The sequence below is a fragment of the Micromonospora sp. bgisy143 genome (genome assembly GCF_057708145.1).
Genome location: NZ_JBYIRN010000004.1, coordinates 175,592 through 194,574, shown reverse-complemented (window position 1 = coordinate 194,574; position 18,983 = coordinate 175,592). Strand labels below are relative to the sequence as shown.

Below are 18,983 nucleotides of genomic sequence, written 5' to 3'. Positions count from 1 at the left end.
AGGAACGTCCGGGGTGCGACGTAGGCTGGCCGTCGTGACCAGTAGCCCTCCCGGCGCCAGCGAGACCGACCTCGGGCGCACCCGCCGCGCCCGCAAGATCGGCCGGGTGCTGACCGAGACGCACCCCGACGCGCACTGCGAGCTGGACCACTCCAACGCGTTGGAGCTGTCCGTCGCCACCATCCTGTCCGCCCAGTGCACCGACAAGAAGGTCAACGAGGTCACCCCGAAGCTCTTCGCCCGCTACCCGGACGCCGCCGCGTACGCCGGTGCTGACCGGGGCGAGATGGAGGAGCTGATCCGACCCACCGGGTTCTACCGCAACAAGACGGACTCGCTGCTCAAGCTCGGGCAGGCGCTCGTCGACAGGTACGACGGCCAGGTCCCCGGCCGGCTCGCCGACCTGGTGACGCTCCCCGGGATCGGCCGCAAGACCGCCAACGTCATCCTCGGCAACGCCTTCGACGTCCCGGGCATCACCGTCGACACGCACTTCCAGCGGCTGGTGCACCGGTGGCGGCTGACCGCCGAGACCGACCCGGTCAAGATCGAGCACGCGATCGGCGCGCTGTATCCCAAGCGCGACTGGACCATGCTGTCGCACCGGATCATCTTCCACGGGCGGCGGGTCTGCCACGCCCGCAAACCGGCCTGCGGGGCGTGCACGCTCGCGAAGCTCTGCCCCTCGTACGGCACCGGGCCGACCGAGCCGGCCGCCGCCGCCAAGCTGCTCAAGGGCCCCCGGGCGCGTGAGCTGGCCGTGGCGGCCGGGGTCGACCCGGAGCTGGTGCCGCCGCAGGCGGTCGCCGCGGAGGTGCCGTGAACCGCCTGCGCACGGGTGCCGTCACCCGACGGCTCGCCCTGCTCGCCGTGCCCCTCACGCTGTTCGTCGGGGGCTGCACCGGCAGCCCGGCCGACGACTCCGCACCCAAGCCGCCCGCCGCCGCCGAACGACCGTCGCCCTTCCGGGACTGCGCCGCGTTGAGCGCGGCACCGACGCCCAGCCCCGGTGCTGTCTCCGCCCCGCCGGCCGCGAACACCGCACCTGCGGGCGGGCCGGAGTTGCCGGCGTTGACCCTGCCCTGCTTCACCGGCGGTGCGCCGGTCGCGCTGCGGGACGTGGCCGGGCCAGCCGTGATCAACGTGTGGGCCTCCTGGTGCGGGCCGTGCCGTAAGGAGCTGCCGGCCTTCCAGCGGCTCAGCGAGCGGACCGCCGGCCAGCTCCAGGTGGTCGGGGTCAACACCCGGGACAGCCGCAGTGGCGCCCAGTCCATCGGCGAGGACTTCGGCGTACGGTTTCCGGTCCTCGTCGACCAGGGCGACGCGCTGCAACGGGAGCTGCGGCGCAACGCCTTCCCGCTGACCCTCTTCGTCGACGCGGCGGGCCGGATCCGGCACGTCGACGCCACCGGGGCCCTCGACGATGCTCAGCTCAGCACGCTGGTGCGCGCGCACCTGGGCGTGGCGGTGCCGGCGTGACCCGTCGACCTCCCGGCTGGATCGACCCGCTGCTGAGCCGGCTGGGCACGGCCCGCGTCGAGGACTTCACCCGGCTCACCACCCCCGCCGAGGGTGGCCGGGAGAGCGCCGTGCTGGTGCTGCTCGGCGAGCAGCCCGACACCGGGCCGGACGTGCTGATCCTGCAACGGGCCGCGACCCTGCGTAACCATGCCGGCCAGCCGGCCTTTCCCGGTGGGGCGGCCGACCCGGAGGACGCCGACGCCCGCGCCACCGCGCTGCGCGAGGCCAACGAGGAGGTCGGTCTCGACCCGGCCAGCGTGACCGTGCTGGCTGAGCTGCCGAAGCTGTGGATACCGGTCAGCGACTTCGTGGTCACCCCGGTGCTGGCCTGGTGGCACGACCCGCACCCGGTGCACCCCCGGGAGCCCGCCGAGGTGGCGCACGTGGCCCGCCTGCCGATCCGCGAACTGGTCGACCCGGCCAACCGGCTGCGGGTCCGCCATCCCAGCGGCTGGGTGGGGCCGGCGTTCTCGTCGCGCGGCATGCTCGTCTGGGGCTTCACCGCCGGGGTGCTGGCGGCCCTGCTCGAGATGGGTGGCTGGGCCCGCCCGTGGTCGCCCGGCCGGCTCGTCGACCTGCCGCCCACCGGCGCCACTCCGGCCCCCTCGGCCGGCACCGACGACGTCGACGAGACCGCCCTGCGCTGACCACGCGGTCACCTTCCGCAAGCGATGGTCATCCGCCGGGCGCGGTGCCCGTACGCTGGACCCCGTGTCCGTCGTGGATCTCGTCCTGCTGCTGCTCATGCTCGTGTTCGCGATCAGCGGATACCGCCAGGGTTTTGTCATCGGCATCACCTCGCTGTCCGGCTTCTTCCTGGGTCTCCTGCTCGGCCTGCAACTCGGGCCGCTGTTCGCCCGACAGTTCGTCGACGCCGGGACCCGGGTGCTGATCTCACTGGTGGCGATCTTCGGTCTGGCGGTGATCGGGCAGGCGCTCGCCGGCTGGCTCGGGTCGCACCTCCGCAAGACGATCACCAGCGACGTGGGCCGGCGGGTCGACGACATCGGTGGCGCGTTCGTCTCCCTGTTCGCGGTGCTCCTGCTGGCCTGGCTGGTCGCCGTACCGCTCGGGTCGTCGTCGGTGCCCTGGCTCGCCGCCTCGGTGCGCAACAGCGCGTTGATCAGCGTGGTGAACGGGATCCTGCCGGAGGAGGCACACCGGCTCTCGACCGCGTTGGAGGACACCGTCGACACCGACGGTTTCCCGGACGTCTTCGGTGGCCTCGCGCCCACCCGGGCCCGGCAGGTCGAGCCGCCCGACCCGGCGCTGGCGGGCTCCCAGGTGGTGGTCAACGGTCAGCGTTCGGTGGTCAAGGTGCTCGGCTCCGCGCCGAGCTGTTCGCGCCGCATCGAGGGCTCCGGCTTCGTGTACGCCGACGACCGGGTGATGACCAACGCCCATGTGGTCGCCGGTACTCGTTCGGTGGCCGTGGAACTGGGCGGGGAGCGGTACGACGGCCAGGTGGTGGTCTACGACCCCAACCGGGACCTGGCTGTGCTGCTGGTGCCGGGGCTCCCCGGCCCGTCGCTGCGGTTCGCCGCCGGCAACGCGGGCAGCGGCTCGGACGCCATCGTGCTCGGCTTCCCGCTCGACGGCCCGTACAACGCGCAGTCGGCCCGGGTGCGTGACGTCGACCGGATCAAGGGGCCGGACATCTACTCCTCCGGCGACGTCACCCGGGAGATCTACACGATCCGGGCCCTGGTGCGCAGCGGCAACTCCGGTGGTCCGCTGCTGTCGGCCAACGGCCTGGTGCTCGGCGTCATCTTCGCGGCGGCGGCCGACGACCCCAACACCGGCTTCGCGGTGACCGCCGCAGAGGCCCGCCCGGTGGCGTTGGCCGGTGCCGAGCGGAACCGGGCGGTCGCCACCGGCGAGTGCACCTGAGCGCCGTACCGATCAGGTCCGGGCGGTCGCGGCGGCCGGCAGCTTCGCGCGTCCCCAGCGCAGGCCCCGGTCCAGGACCGCCCGCGCCATGATCGCGACGCAGGTGCCGCCGTTCAGGAAGGACGCCGCCACGTCGCTCGGGTGGTGCATCCCCCGGTACATGCGGGTCAGCGCCACGCCCACCGGCACCAGCAGCAACAGCGTCCACCAGGCGACCTTCGCGCCGGTGCTGCGCGCCCGCAGGGCCATCAGCACCGCGATACCGACGTAGAGGGCCACCGCGGCCGAGGTGTGCCCGGACGGGAAACTCGAGGTGGGCGGCGACGTGTCCATGTGCTCCACCGCCGGCCGCTGCCGGTCGATCACCATCGTGGTGAACAGGAACACCAGCGCCTGGGCGGTCACCGCCGCGCACAGGAACAGGGGCTCCCGCCAGCGCTTCAGCCAGAGTCGCAGCGCCAGGGCCACCAGCACGGTGACCACGACGATCATCTGGGTGCTGGCCAAGGTGCTGAACACGAGCGAGACATCGTTCCAGCCGCCGGTACGGTCACCGGCGAACTCCCGGTTGACCGCGTCCTCGACGGTGAACGGCCAGGTATGGGCGAACACCCGGGTGACCAGTACCCCGAGCAGCACCATGACGCCGAACAGGAGGGACACCGGCAGCAGCACCCGCCGGACGATCTGGACCACGATGTCGGACATGAGCCGGCCAGTACCCCCTCGGCGTCGTCGTCACGCCTCAGGTCGCGTCGGGCCGCCGCTCGACCTCGGGCGCGACGCCGTCGCGGACCGGTCGGACCGGCCGCAGACCGGTGTGCGCCCGCCAACTGGTGAACGCGGCGGTGGTCGCCGCGACCACCGCCACGCCGAGCAGCCAACCGCCCAGCACGTCACTGGTGAAGTGGACGCCGAGCACCACCCTGCTCAGCCCGGTGACCACCGTGATCAGCAACGCGGCGACCCAGAGCGCGACCCGCGACGCCCAGCGCCGGACGTACGGCAGGAACACCAACAGCAGCACGCCGGCGGCTAAGGTGGCGTTCAGCGCGTGCCCGGAGGGGAACGAGTAGCCGGCGGCCCGCGCCACCGGGTCGAGCAGCTCCGGCCGGTCCCGCCCGACAAGCAACTTGAGCAGCGGCCCCAGCAGTCCGCCGACGACCATGGTGGTGGCCGCCCAGAGCGCCAACCGGCGGGCCCGTCGGCGCAGCAGCCAGATCACCACCAGCAGCACGACGGCGCGCAACGGCATCGGCGCGAACACCTCGCTCCACACCCGCATCAGCAGCACCCACGCCGGGTGGTCCACCGCGTGCCCGTGCAGCGCGTCGGTGATCGTCGCGTCCAGCCGGTGCAGCGGCGCCCACGCTCCGAGCACCAGCAGAGCGAGCAGGGCGAACGGCACCAGCACCAGGAACGCCGCCGTCGCCGCCAGGGTCAGCCGCAGACCCAGGGAGTGGTCCGGGTCGAGGCGACGCCGCCGCCAGGACGGGTGCCGGGTCGTGTCGCGGGTACGGGTGGCGGGCGTACTCATGCGGTCGGTTCTACCCCAACCGCCGGGCAATCAGGCCTGCCGCGCGACGGTCAGCGGGCGCGCTGACGGAACCGGCGCACCATCAGCGCCGCGCCGGTGACCAGAGCGGCGAAGAGCGCCGCCCCCGTCCACAGTTGCTCCGGCGCGGACTCGGCCGGTACGCCCGCCGGGCGGGCCGTCCAGCCGGTCTGCTGCCGGGGCGCGGTGAACCCGAGCGGGTCGCTGCCGGCGCCGCTCACCGGGTCGTCGTCGCCCGAACCGGGGGCCGGTCCGAAGCCGACCACGCCCGGCGAGGTCTGGTCGTCCAGCGGGTTGACCGCGACAGCGGGGACGTCCGCCGTCAGCGCGGCCACCGGGTCGACCACCCCGTACCCGAAGCGGTCGTCCCGGCCGGTCGGGCCGATGTCCCGGGCGGTGGCCAGTAGTCGGTTGACGACCTGACCCGCGGGCATGTCCGGGTAGCGGGAGCGGACCAGCGCGGCGGTGGCGGCGACCAGGGGCGCGGCGAAGCTGGTGCCCTGCACCCGCCAGTACCCGTCGGCCGGACGGGCACCCACCAGGCCGGTGGCGGGGGCGGTGAGCACCGTCGCCCGGCCGGTGATCGCCCCGGACCAGAGGTTGTCGCTGCTGCGCTCCAACCCGGAAACCGCGATCACGCCCGGCTCGCGGGCCGGGTACCAGACCTTGGTGTCGGGCGACGTGGCCAGGTTGCCGGTGCAGGCGACCACCACCACGTCGCGGGCGAACGCGTAGTCCAGCGCAGCGGCCAGCGCCGGGCTGTCGCCGCTGCCGCCGAGCGACAGGTTGATCACCCGGGCACCGTGGTCGACCGCCCACCGGACGCCCTTAGCGACGATCAGGGCGTCGTCGTACTTGTTGCGCTCGTCCAGCACTCGGACCGGGAGGATCCGGGCGTCCGGCGCCAGGCCGACCACGCCCCGCTTGTCGTCGTTGCGGCCGGCGATCAGGCCGGCGACCGTGGTGCCGTGGCCCACCGGATCCGGGCCGGCGCCGCCGGCCGGCCCGACCAGGTCGAGGCCGGGCAGCACCTGACCGGCCAGGTCCGGATGGTTGCCGTCCACACCGGAGTCGACCACCGCGACGGTCACGCCGCGGCCGGTGGAGGTGCGCCAGGCCGTGTCGGCCCGCAACTCGTCCAGCTGCCACTGCTCGTCACGGACCTGGTCGGTGCGGGAGACGCTGTCGCCGGGAGCGAACGCGGCCGGCGCGCCGGCGAGTTGCCCACCGCTGCTCGGGGCGGCGACGGGCGCGGCGGTCGGCACCGCGACGGCGGCCAGCGCCACCACGCCGAGCAGCGCCCGGCCGGCCCGCCGGGCCACTACCGGAGCGCTGTGCCGAACCCCAGTCACATCCTCTGCCATTCATCCCGACGGAACCATGACGATCGGAGATTACCGGTTTCCTCACGCGTCACGGGAGGAACCGCGAAGACAGGTCACGGTGGCGGCAAATGTGCCAGTTGCACGAGGCGTACGCCCTCCCGCCGGGTGACCAGCCGACCACGGCCCGGCGGCAACGGCCCGGGGCGTACCGGTCCGACGAGCGCGCCCTCCTCGGGGCTGCCCGCCATCACGAGGCCGGCGGTGGAGAGTTCCCGCAGCCGCTGCACGATCGGCTCGTACTGGGCCCGGCCCGCGCCCCCGGAGCGGCGGGCGAGCACCAGGTGCAGGCCGACGTCGCGGGCGTGCGGCAGATGCTCCTCCAGCGCGTGCAACGGGTTCGCCGGACCGGTGGCCACCAGGTCGTAGTCGTCGACGAGCACGAACAGTTCCGGCCCCGACCACCACGAACGGTCGCGCAACTGCTGCGGCGTGACCTCCGGCCCGGGCGCCCGTCGTTGGAGGTAACCGGCGGCCGACTCCACCAGGTCGGCGGTGTGCGCGGCGGCGGTGCCGTAGCCGATGAGGTGCGGCGTCTCGATGGCACCGAGCAGGCTGCGCCGGTAGTCGACGAGGATCACCCGGGCCTCCTCCGGCGTGAACCGCGCGGTGATCGACGCGGCCAGCGCCCGCAGGAACGACGACTTGCCGCACTCGGCGTCCCCGAAGACCACGAAGTGCGGCTCGGCGGCGAAATCGAGCTGGACCGGCCGCAGGTCGGCCTCGGCGACCCCGATCGGCAGTCGCAGCCCGCTCGCGGCGGTCAAATCCAGATCGGAGTACGGCAGCACCGGTGGCAGCAGCCGGACCGGAGGCGCCACCGGCCCGGCCCATCTGTCGGCGATCCGCTGGACGAGTTCGGCGGTGCCACCGTCGGGGCCGGCGAGTCGCGGGAGCGCGGTCAGGAAGTGCAGGCTCTGGGCCGTCACCCCCCGACCGGGGCGCTCCGGCACGTTCGCCGCGGCCCGCCGGGCGACAAGCGAGTCGGCCGGGTCGCCGAGGCGCAGCTCCAGCCGGGAGCCGAACAGGTCCCGGATCGCCGGGCGGAAGTCCAGCCAGCGCACGGCCGTGGCGACGACGTGCAGCCCGTACGACAGACCACGGGTCGCCAGGTCGGTGACCAGCGGTTCCAGGTCGTCGTACTCGCTGCGCAGGGTGCTCCACCCGTCCACCACCAGGAAGACGTCGCCGAACGGGTCGTCGTCCGGCTGGTCGGTCGTCGTCGACGCGGCCCGGCGGTCCCGGTAACTGGCCATCGACTCGACGCCCAGCTCGGCGAAGCGGCGCTCCCGGTCGACCAGGAGCGTGGTCAGCTCGCCGACGGTGCGTCGTACCGCGGTCGGGTCGGCGCGGCCGGTCACCCCGCCCACGTGCGGCAGGTCGCGCAGCGCGGTGAGGCCGCCGCCGCCGAAGTCGAGACAGTAGACCTGCGCCTCGGTCGGGGTGTGGGTGAGCGCCAACGCGCAGATCAGCGTCCGCAGCGCGGTGGACTTGCCGCTCTGTGGAGCGCCGACCACCGCCACGTGCCCGGCCGCGCCGTCCAGGGCCAGCCAGAGCAGGTCCCGGCGCTGCTCCAACGGCCGGTCCACCACGGCGACCGGTACGCCGAGCGCCCCGTGCAGCTCGGGGTTGGCCACGGTGAGCCCGCGCGTCGGGTCCACCTCGACCGCGCCGACCAACTCGTCCAGAGCCGGCGGGTCACCGAGCGGCGGCAGCCACACCTGGTGTGCGGGCGGACCCTGCCCGACGAGCCGTCCGACCAGCAGATCCAGCAGGGTCTCCCGGGCCGTCTCGTCCTCGGCCACCATGGGCAGGGCCGGGGTGGCCGGCTCGGGCAGCGGTACGGCGTGGGTGGTGAACGTGAGCAGGCGGGCTTCGTCGCCGCCCGTCGCGCCGGCGGTGGTGGTCCGCCGGCGTACGGTGCCGGAGACGTACGCGGCCTTGAACCGGGCCAGTGGGTCGGTGCCGGCACGCAGGTAGCCGTGGCCCGGCGAGCGGGGCAGCTCGTGGGCGTCGGGCACGCCGAGCACCGTGCGGGACTCCAGCGCGGAGAAGGTACGCAACCCGATCCGGTACGACAGGTGCGTGTCCAACCCGCGCAGCCGGCCCTCCTCCAGGCGCTGGCTGGCGAGCAGCAGGTGCACGCCGAGCGACCGCCCCAGCCGGCCGATCTGCACGAACAGGTCGATGAAGTCCGGCTTGGCGGAGAGCAGCTCGGAGAACTCGTCGCAGATCAGCAGCAACGACGGCAGTGGGGCGAGCGGGCTGCCGGCCGCCCGGGCGCGCTCGTAGTCGCGCACGCTGGCGAAGTTGCCGGCCCGGCGTAGCAGCTCCTGCCGGCGGACCAGCTCCCCGTTGATCGCGTCGACCATCCGGTCCACCAGCGGCAACGCGTCGGCCAGGTTGGTGATCACAGCGGCGGTGTGCGGCAGCCGGTCGAACGGCGCGAAGGTGGCACCGCCCTTGAAGTCGACCAGGACGAAGTTGAGCTGCTCGGAGCTGTGCGTCGCGGCCAGCCCCAGCACGAGCGTACGGAGCAGTTCGGACTTGCCCGAGCCGGTGGCCCCGATGAGCAGGCCGTGCGGGCCCATCCCGTCCTGGGCGGACTCCTTGAGGTCCAGCTCGATGGCGCCGCCGTCGACGCCCACCCCGATCGGCACCCGCAGCCGGTCCCGGGACGAGCGCGGCGTCCAACCCTGCTCGGCGGTGAAGCTCTCCGGGTCGCCGAGGCCGAGCAGCTCCGGCAGGCCCAGCTCGGCCTCCAGCGGGGCGTCCGGGCCGCGGGACGTACCCGCCAGTCGCAGTGGCGCCAGCCGTCGGGCCACCGCCTCGGCGTCGGCCAGGTCGAGGTGGTCGGCCGTGCCCACCTCGGCGTGCCCCTCGACCGACCACGAGTGCAGCCGCCGGCCGCGCAGCTCCAGCAGCAGCGCGTACCGGTCGAGCAGGCGCGGCGGCGGCGTGTCCAGGTCCAGTACGGTGACCGCGTCGATGCCGCTGTCGCCGGTCAGGTCGGTGGCGCCGGTCAGGTCGCCACCGTCGAGGACCACCACCACGTGCGGGCCGTCGGTGGCCGGACCGGTCGGGCTGAACCGGGAGCGGCTGGCCACCACGTCCGCGAGCAGCCGTTCCAGCTCCGCGACCGACGAGGTCACCAGCCGGAGCGGCCCGAGCGCGTCGACGCGACCGGGATGGTGGGCGTGCGGCAACCACTTGACCCACTCCCAGGCGGCGCGGCGTTCCGGACCGGCGCAGACCGCGATCAGCAGTTCGTCGGGCGCGTGGAACACGGCGAGCTGGATCACCATGGCCCGGGTCAGGGCCTGCGCCGCCGGGTCACCGGTCGGCGTGGGCGGCCCGCCGCCGGCCGGGCCGCCGCGAGCGGTGCGAACGTGCACCCGGGCGAAGCTGCGCAGGGACAGGGCTACCGGCAGTTCCGGCACCACCGAGTACGCGTCCAGGAAGCGGCGCAGCGCGCCGGCCGTCATCGGCTCCAGCTCCTCGAGTGGCCGGGTGACCGGCGGCACCAGCGGGGTGGCCAGCGTCTGTGGCCCGACGGCGACGCGTACCACCGCGAAGTCCGGGTCGTCGGGACGACGTTCCCAGACCCGACCGCTGTCCACCGTCGACCACAGTCGGGCCGGGTCGGGGTGTCGGTAGTAGAGCCCGGCGCGCTGCTGTCCGGCGGTCTGCCGGACCCGACGCCGCAACGTCGCCAGGTGGCGCAGGTACTCGCGGCGGGCCGCCATCATCTCGGACTTCTTCGGGGTGCCCGAGGCGCTGCCCCATGTGGTGACCAGCATCGCCAGCGACGAGAGCCCGAACATGCCACCCACCACGTACGAGTACGCGCCGCCGCCCCGCCCGAACATCATCGCCATCGCCACCGTGCCGCCGAGCATGGGCAGGACCATCAGTGCCTGCTGCCACCGGCCGCCGGCCACCGCCGGGATCTCCGGCGGTGCCTCCACGGGCAGTTCGCCCACCGGGATCTCCGGCGCCGGCAGGCGCGGTGGGCGCTTGATGACGACTGTGGACACTCGGCCTCCTGACTGCGCTGGGTGACCCGAGCCTGGCTCATGGTAGGTAAAGTCCTGTCGTCCCCGCAGCCTCCGACACCGCTCGATATGGAGACCAGTCGATGACGACCGGACTGGCCCGCGTCACCATCAGCGCGCCCCAACGGCGGGTGGACGTCGCCCTGCCGGAGCAGGTTCCCCTGGCCGAGCTGCTGCCCGACGTGCTCCGGCACGCCGGCGAGGGACTGGCCGACGACGGTGAGCGGCACGGCGGCTGGGTGCTGCGGCGCACCGACGGGGCGTTGCTGGCGACCGCGCAGGCGCTGCTGCCGCAGGGGGTCCGCGACGGCGAGGTGCTGCACCTGGTGCCGGCCCGCGCCCACTGGCCAGAACTGGAGTACGACGACGTCGTGGAGGCGATCGCCGACGGGGCCCGCCGCCGTGGCGGGGCCTGGTCGCCCGCCGCCACCCGGGTCGCCGGTCTGGCCGGCGCCGCCGTGCCACTCGCCGTCGGGCTGCTCGCCCTGCTCGCCAGCGGTCCGACGGCGAGCGGTGGCTGGGTCGCGGCGGCGGTGGTGGCACTGCTGCTCACCGTGGCCGGCGCGGTCGCCAGCCGGGCCAACGGCGACGGCGCTGCCGGGGCGACGCTCGGCGGGTACGCCCTCCCGTACGCCTTCGTGGCCGGCGCCCTGGCGGTCGGCTCGGGGGATCCGGTCGGGCCGCTCGGGCCGGTGCGCTGGATCGGCGCGCCCGAACTGCTGGTCGGCTCGGTGGCGCTGCTGCTCGTGGCCCTGGTCGGGCTGCTCGGGGTGGCGAGCCGACAGCGGATCTTCGTGGCCGGCGGCACGGTCGGCCTGCTCGGCGCCGGGGCGGCGCTCGCGGCGCTGCCGCTGACCCCGGCCGGCACGGCGGCGGTGCTGCTGAGCGCGCTGGTCTTCGCCATCGGTGCGATCCCGCTGCTGGCCATCCGGCTCGGCAAGCTGCCGCTCCCGCCGATCACACTGCCGGCCACCCCGCCCGCGGCCGAGCCGGAACGGCCCGGGGACCTACCGGACTCCGGTCGGGTGCAGGCGGCGGTCACCCGTACCGAGGAGATGCTCACCGGGATGCTGCTCGGGCACGCCGTGCTGGCGGTCGGCGCCGCGGTCGTCCTCGGGGTGGCCGGGGGGACGGCCGGCCTGGTGCTGGTGGCGGTGGTCTCGGCCGTGCTGCTGCTGCGGTCGCGGCTCTTCGTGGCGCTCCGGCACCGGGTGCCGACGGTGCTCGCCGGGCTGGCCGGCTACGCCGTGCTGGGGGCGATGCTGGCCGACCGGGCCGACGACGTCGGTCGCCTGGCGTTGGTCCTCGGCGGGGCGACGCTGGGCCTGCTGACCGTGACGGCGGGCACCGGCTACGCCCGGCGGCCGGTCTCGCCGTACCTCGGGCGGGTGGCGGATCTGACCGACACGGCCCTGGTGGTCGCCGTGGTGCCGGTGGCCTGCGCGGTGCTCGACCTGTACGACCGGGCCCGAGGGCTGCTCGGGTAAGCAGCCCGCGGGCCCGGTCGGTGGTCGTACGTCAGTGGGTGGACTCGCCGCGCGCCTCGGCGTCGCGCGCCCGCTGGTAGGAGGCACGGATCTCGGCCTCGGCCTCGGTGCGGCCGACCCAGGTCGCGCCCTCGACCGACTTGCCGGGCTCCAGGTCCTTGTACACCTCGAAGAAGTGCTGGATCTCCAGGCGGTCGAACTCGCCCAGGTGGTGGATGTCGCGCAGGTGCTCCTGGCGGGGGTCCTCGTAGGGCACGCAGAGGACCTTGTCGTCGCCGCCCTTCTCGTCGGTCATCCGGAACATGCCGATGGTCCGGCAGCGGATCAGGCAGCCCGGGAAGGTCGGCTCGGGGACCAGCACCAGCGCGTCCAGCGGGTCGCCGTCCTCACCGAGCGTGTCCTCGATGAAGCCGTAGTCGGCCGGGTACTGGGTGGACGTGAACAGGGTGCGGTCCAGCCGGATCCGGCCGGTTTTGTGGTCCACCTCGTACTTGTTTCGGTGACCTTTCGGGATCTCAACCGTCACGTCGAAATCCATCTGCACGCTCCCTCGTCTGCCCACGCTGGCTAACGGAACCACTGGCGGCCCTCCGGACAGGTGAATGCCCACCCGCCGACTCCGGCCGCCGCATAGTCTTCGGACCGAAGTAGTGTCACCCAAGCCGATTTTCGTTGGGGGAGGAGGGGGTCGTGGGGAGGGAAGATTCACACTACTGCCCGGACGGGGGCGTCGCGCGCGGTAACGGACGATCCGGCCCCGGTGGGGCGACCGGGCGGGTCCCGGTGCCCGACGCGCACCTCCCCCGGACGCCGGAGGAGTCCGTCCCCGAGCGGCCACCGCCGCTGCCGTGGCATCCGTCCGGCGCGGCTCCGGCGGCCCCGAACAACGGTCGCTTCCCGGCCCTCGGCCCGGACCGCTCCGCGGGCGGCGCACAGCCCACGGGTCGCGCGTCGGTCCAACCCGCCCCGAACGCCCCGAGCGGCCCGACCTGGGGCGGCCCGATGTCCGGTGCGGGACCGACCGGCCACGATCGCAACGGCGTACCGCCGCTGGGTCCGCCGATCTCCGCGCTGCCCTCGACGGCCGGCGGTGAGCCGCCGCTGACGCCGCCGCCCCCGCCGCGCCGTCGCGGGCGACTGGTGACCGTGCTGGCCGTCGTGGTGCTGCTGGTGCTGGCCGGTGTGGGCGTCGTGGTGACCCGGCCCGGCCCGGTCGCGGGCTGGCTGGGCGAGGACGACGCGTCCGCCCCGACCGCCGCCGGTCCCAGCGCCGAACCCGACCCGTCGGACGTGTTGAACGGCCCCGACCCGAACGCTCCGCTGCCCGCCGCCGACGCGGTGCGGGCCGCGCTCGACCCGCTGGTCGGCGTACCCGCCCTGGGTGACCGGGTGAACGTCTCGGTGGCCGACGTGACCACCGGCCAGACGCTGTACGCCAAGGGGGCGGACGATGGGACCGTGCCCGCCTCGGTGACCAAACTGGCGACCGCGGTGACCGTGCTGGCCGCCCGCGGCCCCGGATTCCGCATCCCGACCCGGGCGGTGGCCGGCACCAAGCCGGGCGAGGTGGTGATCATCGGCGGTGGTGACCCCACGCTCGCGGTGAACAAGAAGGGCTACTACCCCGACGCGGCACGCCTGGACGACCTGGCCGCGCAGGTGCGTACCGCTCTCGGCGGCACCGCCCCGACCAGCGTCACCGTCGACGGCACGGTCTACTCCGGCCCGCTGTACGGCCCCGGCTGGGACGACGACATCCCGACCGGCGGGTACGGCGGCGCGGTGACCGCGCTGATGACCGACGGCGCGCGCAAGGACCCGGGCGCCGAGCCCGGCGGCGCCGAGCGGGTCGCCGAGCCCGACCTGGCCGCCGGCCGGTCGTTCGCCCGGCTGCTCGGCGTACCGACCAGCGCGGTCAAGCGGGGTACCGCACCGGCCCTGGCGACCGCCGCCGGTGGCACCCCGCCGGCGGGCACCGAGTTGGGCGTGGTGCAGTCGCCACCGCTGATCCGGCTGGTCGACATCATGATCAGCGAGAGTGACAACCTGCTGGCCGAGGCGCTGGCCCGTCAGGTGGCGCTGGCGCGCAACCAGAAGGCGTCGTTCGACGGCGCCGCCGCCGCGATGGACGCCGAGGTGGCGGCGCTGGGCCTGCCCGCCGAGGAGATCACCCTCTCCGACGGCAGTGGGCTGTCGCGCCGTAACCGGATCAGCCCGTCGCTGCTCACCGACCTGATCCGGTTGGCCGCGAGTCCGGACCATCCGGAGTTGGCCGGCGTCTTCGGCGGGCTGCCGGTGGGCGGCTGGTCCGGAACGCTGGGCGAGCGTTACCGGGGCGCGCCGGGGACCGCCGCCGGCGCCGGGGCCGTACGCGCGAAGACCGGCACCCTGACCGGCGTGCACGCCATCGCCGGCCTGGTCACCACGGCGGACGGCCGGCTGCTCACGTTCGCGGTGCTCACCGACAGGGTGCCCGGCGGGACGGACACCGCCCAACCGGCACTGGACCGCATCGCCTCCGCGCTGGCCGGCTGCGGCTGCCGCTGACCGTCCGCGCCGGTGGGTGCGACCGCCGCTGACCAGCGTCGGGGTGGCGTTCGGGTCGGCGCGCACGGCCGCGACCGGCGTCGATCGCCGACGCGAGCCCGGGCCGGGGTGTCCCGGCGCGGGTACGGTGGGTTCATGGCGCAGTTCGTGGACTGGGATCTGGCCGCCGCCACCGCGGGGGCCTTGAGCAAGTCGGGCCCCCGGGTGTCGTACGCCGAGGCCACCGACGTGGTCGGCGACCTGCGTCGGCTCACCGACGAGGCGGCCGGACACGTGGCCGACTACACCGGCCTGCGGGCGCAGGTGGCGCACCCGCCGGTGCGGGTCGTCGACCGGCGGGACTGGGCGGCCACCAACATCGCCGGGCTGCGTGAGGTGATCACCCCACTGGTCAGCCGGCTCTCCGGCGACAAGCAGCCCGGCGCGCTCACCGAGGCGATCGGTTCGCGGCTGACCGGCGTGCAGGCCGGTACCGTGCTGGCCTACCTGTCCGGCCGGGTGCTCGGCCAGTACGAGGTCTTCTCCGCCGATCCGGGGCAACTGCTGCTGGTGGCGCCGAACATCGTCGAGGTCGAGCGCAAGCTCGAGGCCGACTCCCGGGACTTCCGGCTCTGGGTCTGCCTGCACGAGGTCACCCACCGCACCCAGTTCACCGCCGTGCCGTGGATGCGGGCCTACTTCCTCGGCGAGGTGCAGGCCTTCGTCGACGCGTCGTCCAGCGGCGGCGAACATCTCGTCGAGCGGCTGCGGCGCGGAGTCGCGACGCTGTCCGAGGCGGTCCGCGACCCGGACAGCCGGACGAGCGTGCTGGACATCGTGCAGACCCCGGCGCAGCGGGCCGTCCTGGACCGGCTCACCGCGCTGATGACCCTGCTGGAGGGGCACGCCGAGTTCGTGATGGACGGCGTCGGCCCGCAGGTGATCCCGAGCGTGGAGCGGATCCGGGCCTCGTTCAACCGCCGCCGCGAGGCGGGCAACCCGCTGGAGAAGGCGATCCGCCGGCTGCTCGGCGTGGACGTCAAGATGCGCCAGTACGCCGAGGGCCGCAAGTTCGTGCACGGGGTGGTCGAGCGGGTCGGCATGGACGGCTTCAACCAGATCTTCAGCTCGCCGCTCACCCTGCCCCGGCTGTCCGAGTTGGGCGACCCGGACGCCTGGGTGGCACGCGTGCACGGGCCGGCCGGCACCGTCCCGTCCGCCGGCTGACCGTCCGTCGGTGGCCGCGCTCGCCCCACCGGTGGCCGCGATCCGGGTGGCGGTCCGGCGCGCGCTGACGCACCTGCCGTCCGATGGTCCGGTGCTGGTCGCCTGTTCCGGCGGGGCCGACTCGCTGGCCCTGGCGGCGGCGACCGTGTTCGTGGCGCCCCGGCTGGGTCGGCCCGCCGGCCTGGTGACCGTCGACCACGGCCTGCAGGACGGTTCGGCGGGCCGCGCCGAGGCGGTGGCCGACTGGGCCCGAAAGGCCGGGTTCGCGCCGGTCACGACGGTGCGGGTCGAGGTGGCCGGACGTCCCGGCGGGCCGGAGGCGGCAGCCCGCGAGGCCCGCTACGAGGCGTTGACCGAGGCCGCCCGGCAGCACGGGGCGGTCGCCGTGCTCACCGGCCACACCCGCGACGACCAGGCGGAGACGGTGCTGCTCGCGCTCGCCCGGGGCGCCGGCCCGCGCGGGCTGGCCGGGATGCCCGTCCGGCGGGAGTTGGCCGGGGTGCCGCTGCTGCGCCCGCTGCTGGAGATCGGTCGGGAGCAGACCCGCGCCGCCTGCGCCGTCCTGGGGCTCAGCCCGTGGCAGGACCCGCACAACACCGACCCGTCGTACGCCCGCTCCCGGGTGCGGGCCGACGTGTTGCCGGCGTTGGTGCGGGCGCTCGGGCCGGGTGTGGTGGACAACCTGGCGCGTACCGCCCGGCTGGTGGCGGCCGACAACGCCGCTCTCGACGAGATCGCGGCGACGGCGCTGGCGGCGGCCCGGCACCCCGTCGGTGGGCTCGCGGTGGCGGAGTTGGCCGGCCTGCCCGCCGCCGTGCGTGGCCGGGTGCTGCACGCCTGGGCCCGGGAGTTGGGCGCGGTCGGCGGCGCGCTGTCGCACCGGCACGTCGCCGCGCTGGACGCCCTGGTCACCGACTGGCACGGTCAGGGGCCGACGGACCTGCCCGGGGGCATCCGGGTGCTCCGTCGCGACGACCGGCTGGCGGTCCTCAGCCCGCGCTGAGCGCTGCCACGCCGTCGGTCCGGTCCCGGAAGGTGGTCCGGTAGCTGTGCGGGGTGGCGCCGACCCGGCGGGTGAAGTGGTGGCGCAGTGCGGCGGCGTCGCCGAAACCGGCCTGGTCGGCGACGGCCTCCACGCTCAACGGCGTCTCCTCCAGCAGCCGCCGGGCGAGCAGGACCCGCTGGTTGGTGAGCCAGTCGTGCGGGGTGGTGCCGGTCTCGGCCCGGAACCGCCGGGCGAACGTCCGGGGGGCCATGCCGGCGCGGGCGGCCAACTCGTCCACCGTGATCGTCCGGTCCAGGTGCCCCATCAGCCACTCCAGCACCGGTTCCAGGGTGGGCGCCTCCGGGGCCTTCGGGATCGGCGCCTCGACGTACTGCGACTGGCCGCCGTCGCGGTGCGGGGGGACCACCATCCGCCGGGCGAGCCGGGTCGCGGTGGCCGAGCCGTGCACCTGGCGGACCAGGTGCAGGCAGGCGTCGATGCCGGCCGCGGTGCCGGCGCTGGTGAGCAGCCGACCGTCCTGGACGTACAGCGAGTTGCAGCGCACCCGGGCGCGGGGGTGCCGGCGTTGCAGTTCGTCGGTGTACCGCCAGTGGGTGGTGCACTCCCGGTCGTCGAGGAGCCCGGCCTCGCCGAGCAGGAAGGCTCCGGAGCAGACGCTGATCAGGTGGGCGCCGCGCGCGTCGGCGCGGCGCAGCGCGTCGAGCACACAGTCCGGTACGACGGTGCCCTGACCGTGCGCGGGAACGGCCACCAGATCGGCCTCGTCGAGTGGGGTCAGGTCGGCGCTCGGGGTGAGGTGGAAGCCGGCCGAGGTGCGTACGACGGCGCCGTCGGGGCTGCACACGTCGAAGCGGTACGCGGGGAAGCCGTCGGCCGTCCGGTCGGTACCGAACACCTCGGCGAGCACCCCGAGCTCGAAGGGAGCGACCTGGTCCAGGGCGAGCACGGCAACCGATCGGAGCATGTGACGAGGGTAACCCCAGAGGTGGCAGTAAATCGATGCCCAGTGGCATCTCTGCCACTGTCCGGACGGTGCGAGTCGGCGCAGACTGGTCTCAGTCCGGTGCGCACCGGCGGCGAAACCGACAGCAATCATGCGAAAGCGAGCGCCGCCATGGAGTTCCTGTTCTTCCTCCTGTTCCTCGTCCTGCTCGTCGCCGCCTCGGCGGCCGGCCTCACCGCGGACAGCCACGACTCGGCCGACTGGAAGCCGAGCGAGGACGGCCGCCGCTGGCGGTCCCGTACCAGCTGATGCCTTTGATGCCCTTTGCGGCAAAAATCCCGGGCGGGACCGTGCCGAAAGGTGCGGCCCCGCCGACGGAGGCCATCCGACGTACGGCAGGCTAGGAGTCATGGCTGACGGCTCCTGGTACGACGCCGACATCGACCACGTGATCATCTCCGAGGCGCAGATCCGCGAGAAGACAGCGGAACTGGCCAAGCAGGTCTCCGCCGACTACGCCCACGTGGGCGACGGACTGCTGCTGGTCTGCGTGCTCAAGGGCGCGGTGATGTTCATGGCGGACTTCGCCCGGGCTCTGGGTCGCAACGGCCCCCCGGCCGAACTCGACTTCATGGCCATCTCCTCGTACGGCCAGGGCACCACCTCCTCCGGGGTGGTCCGCATCCTCAAGGACCTGGACCGCGACATCGCCGGTCGGCACGTCGTGGTCGTCGAGGACATCGTCGACTCCGGGCTGACGCTCTCCTGGCTGCTGCGCTACCTGGAGTCCCGCTCGGCGGCGAGCGTCGAGGTGGTCGCGCTCTTCCGCAAGCCGGAGGCGGTCAAGGTGCCGGTGCCGGTGAAGTACGTCGGCTTCGACATCCCCACCGAGTTCGTGGTCGGCTACGGCCTCGACTTCGGCGAGCGCTACCGGGAGCTGCCCTACGTCGGGGTGCTCAAGCCCGAGGTCTACGCCCGCTCCTGAACCGCCCGCCGGACCGTCGTGAGGGCGACTCGTATCGGCGTTCGTCAAGCCGACGTTCAGCGGGCTCTCAGCTCTTGCGGTTACGGTGGACCCCGGTGGCGTGGAGGCAACTCCGCGCCCGACCCCTCGACCGCGTGACCGGGCGTTCGGGTGGCCGGGCCGGACTCCCCGTCACGCCGGCACCTTCCCGGACCGATTCGACGGTGCACGCCTGCGGGGCTCGCAAGCGCTCCTCGCGTACACCGCAGTCATTGTGTACGACTGCGGGGCTCGCAAGCTCACTCCTCGCGTACACGGTGTACCGTCGAATGACCGCGGCGCGGCAGTTTCGGCGCCTCGGGGTCGAAGCCGGCCCGCACGGCGGCTGCGGCCGCCGCTCACCGCGGCGACACCATCAGACGGTCAG

General features: G+C 74.2%; 16 protein-coding genes. 10 read left to right on the top strand and 6 right to left on the bottom strand.

The features are described from left to right. The first annotated feature begins 34 nt into the window (after nucleotides 1–34). The 4 genes from nth (at nucleotide 35) to AC3EN4_RS08870 (ending at nucleotide 3,411) form a co-directional block, all read left to right on the top strand. Complete coding sequence (gene nth / locus AC3EN4_RS08885; protein ID WP_435205431.1) at nucleotides 35–823, top strand: endonuclease III; 789 nt, start codon at nucleotides 35–37, stop codon at nucleotides 821–823. Then, nucleotides 820–1,479 carry a TlpA family protein disulfide reductase gene (locus tag AC3EN4_RS08880; protein ID WP_435205430.1) on the top strand — a complete coding sequence of 220 codons (660 nt, stop codon included), beginning with the start codon at nucleotides 820–822 and terminating at the stop codon, nucleotides 1,477–1,479. The genes nth and AC3EN4_RS08880 overlap by 4 nt, the downstream gene beginning before the upstream one ends. Beyond that, nucleotides 1,476–2,168 carry an NUDIX hydrolase gene (locus AC3EN4_RS08875; RefSeq protein WP_435205429.1) on the top strand — a complete coding sequence of 231 codons (693 nt, stop codon included), beginning with the start codon at nucleotides 1,476–1,478 and terminating at the stop codon, nucleotides 2,166–2,168. Before AC3EN4_RS08880 ends, AC3EN4_RS08875 begins: the two co-directional genes overlap by 4 nt. 64 nt (nucleotides 2,169–2,232) lie before the next feature. Beyond that, nucleotides 2,233–3,411 carry a MarP family serine protease gene (locus tag AC3EN4_RS08870; protein WP_422737302.1) on the top strand — a complete coding sequence of 393 codons (1,179 nt, stop codon included), beginning with the start codon at nucleotides 2,233–2,235 and terminating at the stop codon, nucleotides 3,409–3,411. A 12-nt stretch (nucleotides 3,412–3,423) separates the two neighbouring features. Here the strand turns inward: AC3EN4_RS08870 and AC3EN4_RS08865 are convergent, their stop codons facing one another. From AC3EN4_RS08865 to eccCa, 4 genes are all read right to left on the bottom strand, one after another. Then, a complete protein-coding gene (locus AC3EN4_RS08865) occupies nucleotides 3,424–4,119 on the bottom strand; it encodes a phosphatase PAP2 family protein (RefSeq protein WP_435205428.1) in 696 nt (231 codons plus the stop codon). A 37-nt stretch (nucleotides 4,120–4,156) separates the two neighbouring features. Continuing rightward, nucleotides 4,157–4,948, bottom strand: coding sequence for a phosphatase PAP2 family protein (locus tag AC3EN4_RS08860; RefSeq protein WP_435205427.1), 792 nt, complete (start codon nucleotides 4,946–4,948; stop codon nucleotides 4,157–4,159). A 50-nt stretch (nucleotides 4,949–4,998) separates the two neighbouring features. After that, nucleotides 4,999–6,330 carry a type VII secretion-associated serine protease mycosin gene (gene mycP / locus AC3EN4_RS08855; RefSeq protein WP_435205426.1) on the bottom strand — a complete coding sequence of 444 codons (1,332 nt, stop codon included), beginning with the start codon at nucleotides 6,328–6,330 and terminating at the stop codon, nucleotides 4,999–5,001. Between the two features lie 74 nt (nucleotides 6,331–6,404). Next, nucleotides 6,405–10,385 carry a type VII secretion protein EccCa gene (eccCa, locus tag AC3EN4_RS08850; RefSeq protein ID WP_435205425.1) on the bottom strand — a complete coding sequence of 1,327 codons (3,981 nt, stop codon included), beginning with the start codon at nucleotides 10,383–10,385 and terminating at the stop codon, nucleotides 6,405–6,407. Between the two features lie 101 nt (nucleotides 10,386–10,486). On the opposite strand from eccCa, the gene eccD reads away from it, so the two are divergent. Next, nucleotides 10,487–11,890, top strand: coding sequence for a type VII secretion integral membrane protein EccD (eccD, locus tag AC3EN4_RS08845; RefSeq protein ID WP_435205424.1), 1,404 nt, complete (start codon nucleotides 10,487–10,489; stop codon nucleotides 11,888–11,890). A 31-nt stretch (nucleotides 11,891–11,921) separates the two neighbouring features. Here the strand turns inward: eccD and AC3EN4_RS08840 are convergent, their stop codons facing one another. Then, entirely contained in the window at nucleotides 11,922–12,428 is a 507-nt protein-coding gene (locus AC3EN4_RS08840; protein ID WP_355052506.1) for an inorganic diphosphatase, read from the bottom strand. A gap of 464 nt (nucleotides 12,429–12,892) precedes the next feature. Between AC3EN4_RS08840 and dacB the strand changes: the two genes are divergently transcribed. From dacB to tilS, 3 genes are all read left to right on the top strand, one after another. Then, entirely contained in the window at nucleotides 12,893–14,437 is a 1,545-nt protein-coding gene (dacB, locus tag AC3EN4_RS08835) for a D-alanyl-D-alanine carboxypeptidase/D-alanyl-D-alanine endopeptidase (RefSeq protein WP_435205514.1), read from the top strand. A gap of 135 nt (nucleotides 14,438–14,572) precedes the next feature. Beyond that, the gene (locus AC3EN4_RS08830; RefSeq protein WP_422737296.1) at nucleotides 14,573–15,643 is read left to right on the top strand and encodes a zinc-dependent metalloprotease; all 1,071 of its coding nucleotides are present in this window, start codon (nucleotides 14,573–14,575) and stop codon (nucleotides 15,641–15,643) included. A 10-nt stretch (nucleotides 15,644–15,653) separates the two neighbouring features. Continuing rightward, nucleotides 15,654–16,646, top strand: a complete 993-nt coding sequence (tilS, locus tag AC3EN4_RS08825; protein ID WP_435205423.1) for a tRNA lysidine(34) synthetase TilS — start codon at nucleotides 15,654–15,656, stop codon at nucleotides 16,644–16,646. Here tilS and AC3EN4_RS08820 read toward each other — a convergent pair. Continuing rightward, complete coding sequence (locus AC3EN4_RS08820; protein WP_422737294.1) at nucleotides 16,633–17,613, bottom strand: GlxA family transcriptional regulator; 981 nt, start codon at nucleotides 17,611–17,613, stop codon at nucleotides 16,633–16,635. The two genes, tilS and AC3EN4_RS08820, sit on opposite strands and share 14 nt — an antisense overlap. Before the next feature lie 150 nt (nucleotides 17,614–17,763). On the opposite strand from AC3EN4_RS08820, the gene AC3EN4_RS08815 reads away from it, so the two are divergent. Continuing rightward, complete coding sequence (locus AC3EN4_RS08815) at nucleotides 17,764–17,901, top strand: hypothetical protein (protein WP_422737293.1); 138 nt, start codon at nucleotides 17,764–17,766, stop codon at nucleotides 17,899–17,901. Nucleotides 17,902–18,001: 100 nt separating this feature from the next. Beyond that, entirely contained in the window at nucleotides 18,002–18,577 is a 576-nt protein-coding gene (gene hpt, locus AC3EN4_RS08810) for a hypoxanthine phosphoribosyltransferase (RefSeq protein WP_421473568.1), read from the top strand. Nucleotides 18,578–18,983 lie beyond the last annotated feature (406 nt).

Excerpts from the sequence above, each read along its gene's own strand:
- AC3EN4_RS08865 (WP_435205428.1), bottom strand. The coding sequence starts at position 4,119 with ATGTCCGACATCGTGGTCCAGATCGTCCGGCGGGTGCTGCTGCCGGTG.
- AC3EN4_RS08860 (WP_435205427.1), bottom strand. The coding sequence starts at position 4,948 with ATGAGTACGCCCGCCACCCGTACCCGCGACACGACCCGGCACCCGTCC.
- mycP (WP_435205426.1), bottom strand. The coding sequence starts at position 6,330 with ATGGCAGAGGATGTGACTGGGGTTCGGCACAGCGCTCCGGTAGTGGCC.
- eccD (WP_435205424.1), top strand. The coding sequence starts at position 10,487 with ATGACGACCGGACTGGCCCGCGTCACCATCAGCGCGCCCCAACGGCGG.
- AC3EN4_RS08840 (WP_355052506.1), bottom strand. The coding sequence starts at position 12,428 with ATGGATTTCGACGTGACGGTTGAGATCCCGAAAGGTCACCGAAACAAG.
- dacB (WP_435205514.1), top strand. The coding sequence starts at position 12,893 with ATGTCCGGTGCGGGACCGACCGGCCACGATCGCAACGGCGTACCGCCG.
- AC3EN4_RS08830 (WP_422737296.1), top strand. The coding sequence starts at position 14,573 with ATGGCGCAGTTCGTGGACTGGGATCTGGCCGCCGCCACCGCGGGGGCC.
- AC3EN4_RS08820 (WP_422737294.1), bottom strand. The coding sequence starts at position 17,613 with ATGCTCCGATCGGTTGCCGTGCTCGCCCTGGACCAGGTCGCTCCCTTC.
- AC3EN4_RS08815 (WP_422737293.1), top strand. The coding sequence starts at position 17,764 with ATGGAGTTCCTGTTCTTCCTCCTGTTCCTCGTCCTGCTCGTCGCCGCC.
- hpt (WP_421473568.1), top strand. The coding sequence starts at position 18,002 with ATGGCTGACGGCTCCTGGTACGACGCCGACATCGACCACGTGATCATC.